The organism is Shewanella hanedai (assembly GCF_007197645.1).
Taxonomy (GTDB): Bacteria; Pseudomonadota; Gammaproteobacteria; order Enterobacterales; family Shewanellaceae; genus Shewanella; species Shewanella hanedai.
In genome coordinates, this window is the sequence record NZ_VKGK01000075.1 from 1 (window position 1) to 1982 (window position 1982).

Below are 1982 nucleotides of genomic sequence, written 5' to 3' on the forward strand. Positions count from 1 at the left end.
TAATCGGGTAGCCGGAGGTATCTAACCTCCAGCCCCCACACCACCCTGCATGCGGCTCCGCACAGGGCGGTTCATTTAGAACACCTAATTCATTTTCTGATTAGGATATTGAACTGCGATCCATCCATCTCTCAGTGAATATAATCCTGCTTTCTTCAGATACTCATTGCTCAGCGCTTGCTGTATTCCTGGTGTTTTAGAGCTACGCCAAGGGCCTTTACTTGTGATACCACAAGCAACGGCTGCTTGGATCCTGACGCCACGTTTAAGTAAATTCTGCACCTTAGTCCGTGGTTTTCGCCACTGACGCCAGTAGCACATACGTACGCGACGACGGATCCAATGGTCTAAATCGACACATCCTTGGTAAGCATTGGCTATGCCAAAGTAGTTGATCCAGCCTTGCATGTACTGCCGCACTTTAAACAGCTGATACTCCATACTAACACCCCAATTTCGGTTCGTCAGCCGTCTCATCTTTTGTTTGAAAATGTGCAATGTTTTAGCATGCCACTGGATCTTTCCTCGGTTAAATGTAAACCCTAGGAACTTGCTTTGACCTACCTTAACCACTTGGCTTTTCTGTTCATTAACAACCAGTTTTAGCTTAGTGGCAAGGTATTGAGTAATGCTCTTGAGTACCCGCTCTCCCGCTCGAATAGACCTTACCAAAATGATGAAGTCGTCCGCGTAGCGGGCGAATTTATGCCCTCGGCTTTCCAGCTCTTTATCCAGACTATCCAACATAATGTTTGATAGTAATGGCGAGAGTGGACCGCCTTGAGGCACGCCTTCGAAACTTGCTTCAAATTGGTCGTTGACCACAACGCCTGCACGTAGGTATTTACCGATAAGTGCCAACAGACGCTTATCCTGCACCTTGCTCCTAAGTTGAGTCATCAAGAGATCATGATTAACTCGGTCAAAGAACTTAGACAGATCAACATCGACGGCAAATTTGCGTTTCTGTTTGATGATATCCCTTACTTGCAGTACCGCTTGTTTGGCATTTCTGTTCGGCCTAAAGCCAAAGCTGTTAGACGAGAAGAATGGGTCAAACAGCGGAGTGAGTATTTGAGCTATCGCTTGCTGTATCACACGGTCAATGACGTTAGGGATCCCCAATTTGCGTTTACCGCCATCGGGTTTGTCGATCTCTACGCGCCTGACTGCTGAGGGTTGGTACTCACCTAGCTCAAGTTGAGTTTTACACTGTTGCCAGCCGCCTTGTTGCATCCAGAGCGGGAAGGCTTCGATGGTCATGCCATCGATGCCTGCCGCGCCTTTATTGGCTTTAACTTGACGCCACGCTCGGTGTAGATTCTCAGGTTCGAGCAATTGTTGGAATAAATCGCTGTTGAAGGCCGGTTGCATATCAATACGCTGCCGATAGTAATCGTCTGGCGACGTAGTGGGTATCGACAAGTTTGACAAGACTCCTCCTTCTTCTAAATGTTCAGGCCTTCACCATGTACCCACTACGCTGACGCGGGGTATGCTATCCCATCCATTACGATGGGCGTTGGGCTACTATGCCGTCTGCTGACTTCTGCTTAATCACATGCCAAGTTACCCCGTCATGCGCTATCGGTTTTCATCTGGTTCGCTCTTTTCAGTCGATGAAGTTGAAAAGCCAAGGCACTTGTAAACCAGAGCCTCACTGGTTAATGACCGATCGCGTGTTAAACAGATCTCCCCAGATAAGAGCATGAACTTTCTTTGCACTGCTGCATCATTTACGGTGGCCATTAGATCACGTGGTTTCGTCGTCTTGTGCCAACTCACCTCTAGCCTACGCCTCATATGATGTTCTTGTTCATCAGCTCGCAAATTTGCTAGCGGCTTCCTCCAGACCAACCCTCACGGATAAGCCCTTGCCATTCGCTAGTAGTTAACGTTTAATAACAGCATGTTATTGAACGGTGACCTTCCTACAGAGGACTTTCACCTCATTAGTTCATGCCCATGCTGGGCGTACACAA

1 protein-coding gene is annotated in these 1982 nt (G+C 47.8%); it reads right to left on the reverse strand.

The annotated features are described in order from the left end of the window. Nucleotides 1–84: 84 nt before the first annotated feature. Nucleotides 85–1434: a group II intron reverse transcriptase/maturase gene (gene ltrA / locus FN961_RS25635; protein ID WP_144042971.1), complete on the reverse strand. Its 1350-nt coding sequence runs from the start codon at nucleotides 1432–1434 to the stop codon at nucleotides 85–87. Nucleotides 1435–1982 lie beyond the last annotated feature (548 nt).